6 protein-coding genes and 1 pseudogene are annotated in these 6,504 nt (G+C 75.3%); 3 read left to right on the plus strand and 4 right to left on the minus strand.

Annotated features, from left to right (window positions below):
* Positions 1–256: 256 nt before the first annotated feature.
* Genes ACIBJF_RS43745 through ACIBJF_RS43755 form a run of 3 tightly spaced genes read right to left on the minus strand, consistent with a single transcriptional unit; the run spans position 257 to position 2,315 of the window.
* Entirely contained in the window at positions 257–1,012 is a 756-nt protein-coding gene (locus ACIBJF_RS43745; protein ID WP_399182755.1) for a methyltransferase domain-containing protein, read from the minus strand.
* The gene (locus tag ACIBJF_RS43750) at positions 1,009–1,626 is read right to left on the minus strand and encodes a DUF2064 domain-containing protein (protein WP_399182757.1); all 618 of its coding nucleotides are present in this window, start codon (positions 1,624–1,626) and stop codon (positions 1,009–1,011) included. Before ACIBJF_RS43750 ends, ACIBJF_RS43745 begins: the two co-directional genes overlap by 4 nt.
* A complete protein-coding gene (locus ACIBJF_RS43755; protein WP_356306323.1) occupies positions 1,623–2,315 on the minus strand; it encodes a glycosyltransferase family 2 protein in 693 nt (230 codons plus the stop codon). The genes ACIBJF_RS43750 and ACIBJF_RS43755 overlap by 4 nt, the downstream gene beginning before the upstream one ends.
* Before the next feature lie 111 nt (positions 2,316–2,426).
* Between ACIBJF_RS43755 and ACIBJF_RS43760 the strand changes: the two genes are divergently transcribed.
* Together ACIBJF_RS43760 and ACIBJF_RS43765 are read left to right on the plus strand one after the other, a co-directional pair.
* The gene (locus tag ACIBJF_RS43760; RefSeq protein ID WP_399182760.1) at positions 2,427–3,158 is read left to right on the plus strand and encodes a response regulator transcription factor; all 732 of its coding nucleotides are present in this window, start codon (positions 2,427–2,429) and stop codon (positions 3,156–3,158) included.
* Between the two features lie 2 nt (positions 3,159–3,160).
* On the plus strand, positions 3,161–4,270 hold the full coding sequence (locus tag ACIBJF_RS43765; RefSeq protein WP_399182762.1) for a sensor histidine kinase: 1,110 nt from the start codon (positions 3,161–3,163) through the stop codon (positions 4,268–4,270).
* A gap of 534 nt (positions 4,271–4,804) precedes the next feature.
* Here ACIBJF_RS43765 and ACIBJF_RS43770 read toward each other — a convergent pair.
* Positions 4,805–5,800: an NAD-dependent epimerase/dehydratase family protein gene (locus ACIBJF_RS43770; protein WP_399182764.1), complete on the minus strand. Its 996-nt coding sequence runs from the start codon at positions 5,798–5,800 to the stop codon at positions 4,805–4,807.
* A gap of 338 nt (positions 5,801–6,138) precedes the next feature.
* On the opposite strand from ACIBJF_RS43770, the pseudogene ACIBJF_RS43775 reads away from it, so the two are divergent.
* Positions 6,139–6,418: pseudogene (locus ACIBJF_RS43775) on the plus strand (SGNH/GDSL hydrolase family protein); the annotation flags it as partial.
* Positions 6,419–6,504 lie beyond the last annotated feature (86 nt).

A 6,504-nucleotide genomic window follows, 5' to 3' on the forward strand; every position in this document is an offset into this window, starting at 1 on the left:
TCGCCCTCGCCGCCTACGCCGGGGTGCGGCTGCTGGCCGGTGACTGGTTCGGGGTGGCGCTGTGGATCGTGGGCGCCGCCCTCCTGCACGATCTCGTCCTGCTGCCGCTCTACACGGTGGCCGACCGGGCGGTCACCGGCGGCCTGGGGGCGGCCGGACGGCGCGGCTGGACGCTGTACGTGCGCGTCCCGGCCCTGCTGTCCGGGCTGCTCCTGCTCGTCTGGTTCCCGCTGATCAGCGGCATGGTGGACCGGCGCTACCGGTCCGCCACCGGCCTCTCCCCGGACGGTTTCCTCACCCGCTGGCTGCTGATCACCGCCGCGCTCTTCGGCGGCTCGGCGGTGCTGCTGGCGTGGCGTGTGCGCAGGGCGGCGAAGCACCGGCCGCCCGCCGACCACTGAGCGACGGACCGCCACCCGGCCCTGCGCGCGTACCGCAGCAGGGCCGGGGTGCCGAGGCGCGCCCACGGGAACGGCGCCCCGGCGGCCCGGGCGCCGCCGACCGTGTCGACCACCTGGACCCGGGCACGCTCGTCGACGTGTCCCGGCACGGTCTCGGCGATCAGCAGCCCGCCCGGGCGCAGCAGCGCGGCCACCCGCTCCAGCAGCGCGGACGGCTCCCCGCCGATGCCGATGTTGCCGTCCATGAGGAGCACGGTGTCCCAGCGGCCCTCGCCGGGCAGCGGCTCGAAGACCGAGCGCCGCAGCGCCTGACCGCCGAGCCCGATGGTGTGGTCGACGGCGGCCTCGCTGACGTCGATGCCGAGCACGGTACGGCCCCGGGCGGCGAGCTCCGCCACCAGCCGGCCGGGACCGCAGCCGACGTCCAGGACGGCGCCCTCGCAGCGGTCCAGGACCGCCACGTCGACGTGATCGGCTCGGCCGCACCAGCGCTCCACCTCCAGCGGCAGCAGCCAGCCGTCGGTGCGGCGCAGGAACAACGGACCGCGGCCGGTGCGCAGCGCGGCCGCGTAGGGGTCGGCGGCCGCCCAGGCGACGGAGCTGCCCCTCATCGCGGGGTGACCGGCGTACAGCGGGCCAGCTGGGCGGCGAACCGGCCGCGTGGGGCCAGCGCGGCGACGGCGTGGGCGTCGGCGACGGTGTCGACGTCCCGCAGCCGGGGCAGCTCGCGCACCCGCAGCCCGGCGGCCAGCAGCCGCTCCCGCTGCACGGCCCCGGTCACCGGCGTCGACATCGGCACGCCCCGCAGCAGCGCGGGATCGGGCTCGGCCAGGCCCAGGGCCCAGAAACCCCCGTCCTCCGCCGGTCCGTAGTAGGCGTCGCAGTCCGCGAAGTCCACGGTGAGCAGCTGAGGCGTCACCTGGGGCGTGTCCATGCCGATGAGCAGCGCCGGTCCCGAGCAGTGCGCGAAGGCGTCCGCCAGCCGCTCGTCCAGCCCGCCCGCGCACTGCGGACGCACCTCGAAGCCGGCCGGCAGCCAGTCTCCCGGCGTCCCGTCGAGGACGAGGACCCGCCGGATCGCGGGGGCCGCCGCCACGGCGTGCAGGGTGTCCGCGAGCGCGGCCTGCGCGAGACGGGCCGCCTCTTGCGGCGTGAACGGCGGGGTGAGCCGGGTCTTGACCCGCCCGGGCAGCGGTTCCTTGGCGATGACGAGCAGCGTGGTCACCGTACGAGCCCCCCGTCGGCCGGGGCCTCGGCCAGCACGCGGCTCATGTCCCGCACCGCCTGCCAGGTGCCGCGCCAGGTGCCCGTCACCTTGGAGGCGCCGGTGCGCGGGCGGTAGGGCACGTCGTGCTCGGCGATGCGCCAGCCGGCGTCGGCCGCGCGGACGACCATCTGCAGCGGATAGCCGCTGCGGCGGTCGGTGAGGCCGAGCGCAAGCAGTGGCTCCCGGCGGGCGGCGCGCAGCGGGCCCAGGTCGTGCAGGCGCAGCCCGGTACGGCGGCGCAGCATGCGCGCCAGCGCGAGATTGCCCGCGCGGGCGTGCGCCGGCCAGGCGCCCCGGCCCTCGGGACGCCGCCGGCCGAGGACCAGGTCGGCCGCGCCGTCCCGGATCTCCCTGACGAAGGGAACGAGCAGCGCGGGGTCGAGGGAGGCGTCGCAGTCGCAGAAGCACACGATGTCGCTCGTGGCCGCGGTCAGTCCGGCGTGGCAGGCGGCGCCGAAGCCGCGCCGCGGCTCGTGCACCACCGTCGCGCCGAGCGCGCGGGCGAGGTCGGGGGAGCCGTCGGTGGAACCGTTGTCGACGACGAGGGCGCGCCAGCCGGCCGGGATCCGGCCGAGCACCCAGGGCAGGGCCTCGGCCTCGTCCAGGCAGGGCAGCACCACGTCGACGTCCGCTGAAGTGGTCGTCACGGTCTCACCCTACGAACGCCAATGGGGCATAACGGACTCGCGCTCCTTACGAAACGCGGACGCCCGCCCCGCGGCCCCACAACGGCGGCCGAGCGGTGCGAGGCTGGAGGCATGCAATCGCTGTACGAGCCCCACGGGACCGAAGCCGCAGGCGAGACGGCCCGGATCCTGGTCGTGGACGACGATCCCACCGTCGCCGAGGTCGTCACCGGATACCTGCACCGCGCCGGCTATCTGGTCGACCGCGCCGACGACGGCCCGACCGCCCTCACCCGCGCCGCCGCCCACCGGCCCGACCTCGTGGTGCTCGACCTGATGCTGCCCGGCATGGACGGCCTGGAGGTGTGCCGGCGGATGCGGGACGGCGGGCCCGTGCCGGTCATCATGCTCACCGCCCGCGGCGACGAGGACGACCGCATCCTGGGCCTGGAGGTCGGCGCCGACGACTACGTCACCAAGCCCTTCAGCCCCCGCGAACTGGTCCTGCGCGTGGAGTCGGTGCTGCGCCGCAGCCGCCCGGTCAGCACGGGGCACCGGCTGGCCGCGGCCGGACTCACCGTCGACCCCGACGCCCGCCGGGCCACCAAGAACGGCACCCGGCTCGCCCTCACCCTCCGCGAGTTCGACCTGCTCGCCTTCTTCCTGCGGAACCCGGGCCGGGCCTACAGCCGGGAGGATCTGATGCGCGAGGTCTGGGGCTGGGACTTCGGCGACCTGTCGACCGTCACCGTCCATGTCCGCCGGCTGCGCGGCAAGGTCGAGGACGACCCGGCGAGGCCTCGTCTGATCCAGACCGTGTGGGGCGTCGGCTACCGCTTCGAGCCCGGCGGGGCGGTGCTCTGACCGTGCGCGCCACCCTCCTCATCGTCCTCTACGCCTTCGCCGGCGCCGCCGCCGCGGGGATCACGGGCGCGGGCGTGCTGCGCCTGATCCGGCGCCGCTCGCTCACCGCCTCCATCGCCGTGGTCGCCGCGGTCGGCGTCGTCGCCATGCTCGCCGGCACGCTCGCCGTCGCCTGGGCGATGTTCCTGTCCTCGCACGACCTGAGCGTGGTGACCACCGTCGTCGCCATGGCGGCCGTGGCCTCCCTGGCCACCGCACTGCTCCTGGGCCGCTGGGTGGCCGCCCGCAGCCGCGAACTCGCCGACGCCGCCCGCTCGTTCGGCGACGCCGGCGCCTTCTCCGCCCCGCACGGCCCGGCCACCGCCGAACTGGACGCCCTCGGCCGCGAGTTGGCCGCGACCAGCGCGCGGCTCGCCGAGTCCCGCGAGCGGGAGCGGGCGTTGGAGAAGTCCCGGCGCGAACTGGTCGCCTGGATCTCGCACGACCTGCGCACACCGCTCGCCGGACTGCGCGCCATGTCGGAGGCGCTGGAGGACGGCGTGGCCGCTGATCCCGGCCGCTACCTCAAGCAGATCCGCACCGAGGTCGAACGGCTCAACGACATGGTCGGCGACCTCTTCGAACTCTCCCGCATCCACGCGGGGACCCTCCCGCTGAGCCCGTCCCGGATCTCCCTGTACGACCTGGTCGGCGACGCACTGGCGGGCGCCGACCCGCTCGCCCGGGAACACGGGGTACGGCTGGTGGGCGGCCGCGTCGAGCCCGTGCCCGTGGAGGTGGACGGCAAGGAGATGACCCGCGTACTGGGCAACCTCCTGGTCAACGCCATCCGCCGGACCCCGCCGGACGGCACTGTCGCGGTCGCCGCCGAGCGCACCGACGACGGCGTGGTGCTGTCCGTCACGGACGGCTGCGGCGGCATCCCCGAGGAGGACCTGCCGCGCGTCTTCGACACCGGCTGGCGGGGCAGTGACGCCCGTACCCCGCCGGCGGGCGCCGGCCTCGGCCTCGCCATCGTCCGGGGCATCGTGGAGGCCCACCAGGGCCGGACCACCGTCCGCAACATCCCGGGCGGCTGCCGCTTCGAGGTGACGCTGCCTGCGGCGCCTTAGGGGGTCAGGGGGTGCCGCGTCCCGGGGCCCGAGGGCTGGGGCATCGCTGCGGGGCCGGGGGCTGGGGCATCCCGAGGAGTCCGGGCGGTCGCGGCATCGTTCGGAGTCTGCGAGGTCTCCGCGTCCCGGCAGTCCCGGCATGCCGCGGCCGGAGGCGTCCGGGGACTGCGGCCTGCTGGGGGAGTCTGGGTGGTCGCGGTGTGCTTCGGGGTCTTGGGGGCGCCCGCGTCATGGGCAGTCGGGGGACTGCGACCTCCTGGGAGAGTCTGGGCGGTCGCGGTGTCCTTTCGGGGACTTGGGGGCGCCCGCATCATAGGCAGTCCGGGGACCGCGGCACCCCGGGGCTCGGGACGCCGCGGCATCCTGGGGCCTCCCGGCCGTCGCCGCACTCCGGGCGGGTGCGCCCTCCGGGCCGCGACTCGGCGGGACTCGCCGGCCGCTCGGCCTCGGGCAGGCTCACCCGCCGCCGTCCCCGACTCGCCCGCCGCCCATTCCGTGTGACCCGCGCGCATCCGCCCCGCGGCGCACAGGGCCCTACACGGGCCCGGCGCCCGCGAACTCCCGCATCCCTTCCGTGAATCCGACCTGCGGCTTCCACCCCAGCTCGGCCCGCAGCCGCGACGAGTCGGCGGTGATGTGCCGTACGTCCCCCAGCCGGTACTCCCCGGTGACCACCGGTTCCGGCCCGCCGCACGCGGCGGACAGCGCCCGCGCGAGTTCGCCGACGGTACGCGGCTCACCGCTCCCGGTGTTGTACGCCGCGAGCACTCCCGGGGCCGCCTCCGCCTCCAGCGCCGCCACATTGGCCGCGGCCACGTCGCGTACGTGCACGAAGTCCCGTCGCTGCCGGCCGTCCTCGAACACCCGCGGGGCCTCGCCGCGGGCCAGGGCGGAGCGGAAGAAGGACGCGACGCCGGCGTAGGGGGTGTCGCGCGGCATGCGCGGTCCGTACACGTTGTGGTAACGCAACGACACCGCCGACCCGCCCGTGCTGCGGGCCCAGGCCGCGGCCAGGTGCTCCTGGGCCAGCTTGGTCGCGGCGTACACGTTCCGGGGATCGGCCGGGGCGTCCTCACCGACCAGTCCGGGGCTCACCTCCGCACCGCAGTGCGGGCAGGAGGGCTCGAACCGGCACGCGTCCAGATCGGCGACGGCGCGGGGGCCCGGCCGTACGACCCCATGGCGCGGGCAGTCGTAACGCCCCTCGCCGTACACCACCATCGACCCCGCCAGCACCAGGTGCCGTACTCCCGCCTCCGCCATGGCCGCGACCAGCACGGCCGTGCCGAGGTCGTTGCGCGAGACGTACTCCGCCGCGTCGGCGACACCGTTGCCGAGCCCGACCATCGCCGCCTGGTGGCAGACGGCGTCCACCCCCGCCAGCGCCCGGGCGACGGACGCCGGGGAGCGCACGTCCGCGCCGGGATCCTCACGGACGTCGTACACGAGCGGCTCGTGCCCCCGCGCCCGCAGCGCCTCGACGACATGGGACCCGATGAACCCGGCACCGCCGGTGACCAGTACACGCATACGGCCACGCTAGAGGCGGACGGCACCGGGGCCGGGCGACGCGACCGGCACGTCATGACTCCGTAAGGCGTGGACGAAGCGAGTCCCCCGGGCGAGGCGAGGGCGTGGGCTCGGCTCCGGTCGTGGGTATTTCAAGAATCAGTGTCAACAACGTTGACGCCACGGATGGATGCCCGCACATCACCTATCAGTAGAACTCAGCGGTAATCCCGCGAACCGGCACCCCACGCTGGCACCTCTCCTTGCTCCGAGCCGCCGCATTCTCGCGCACCAGCACACACGGGCACAGCCATGCCCGCTGCTTCGTGTCCCCACCCGAGAAGAGGGAGCACCCGCCCATGCACAAGCCTGTCCTGCGTCGTGTCATGGCCGCGACATCCGCACTCGCCGGCGCGCTGGCCCTCGGCCTCACGGCCGTGCCCGCCAACGCCACGACCCCCCCTGAACTACGCCGCGCTCGGCGACAGTTACAGCGCCGGCTCCGGGATCCTGCCGGTCGACGCGAGCAACCTGATCTGCCTGCGCTCCACGGCCGACTACCCCCACGTCCTCGCCGCCCGCACCGGAGCCCGGCTGACCGACGTCACCTGCGGCGCCGCCCAGACCAAGGACTTCACCGGGTTCCTCCGAGGATGCCCCGGCCTTCAGGCCGGGGAGGAATCGGACTCCTGCGGAGCAGGGCAGGGATAGCCGGATCGCCGTCA

Source organism: Streptomyces sp. NPDC050743 (genome assembly GCF_044456925.1).
In the GTDB taxonomy this organism is placed as follows: Bacteria; Actinomycetota; Actinomycetes; order Streptomycetales; family Streptomycetaceae; genus Streptomyces.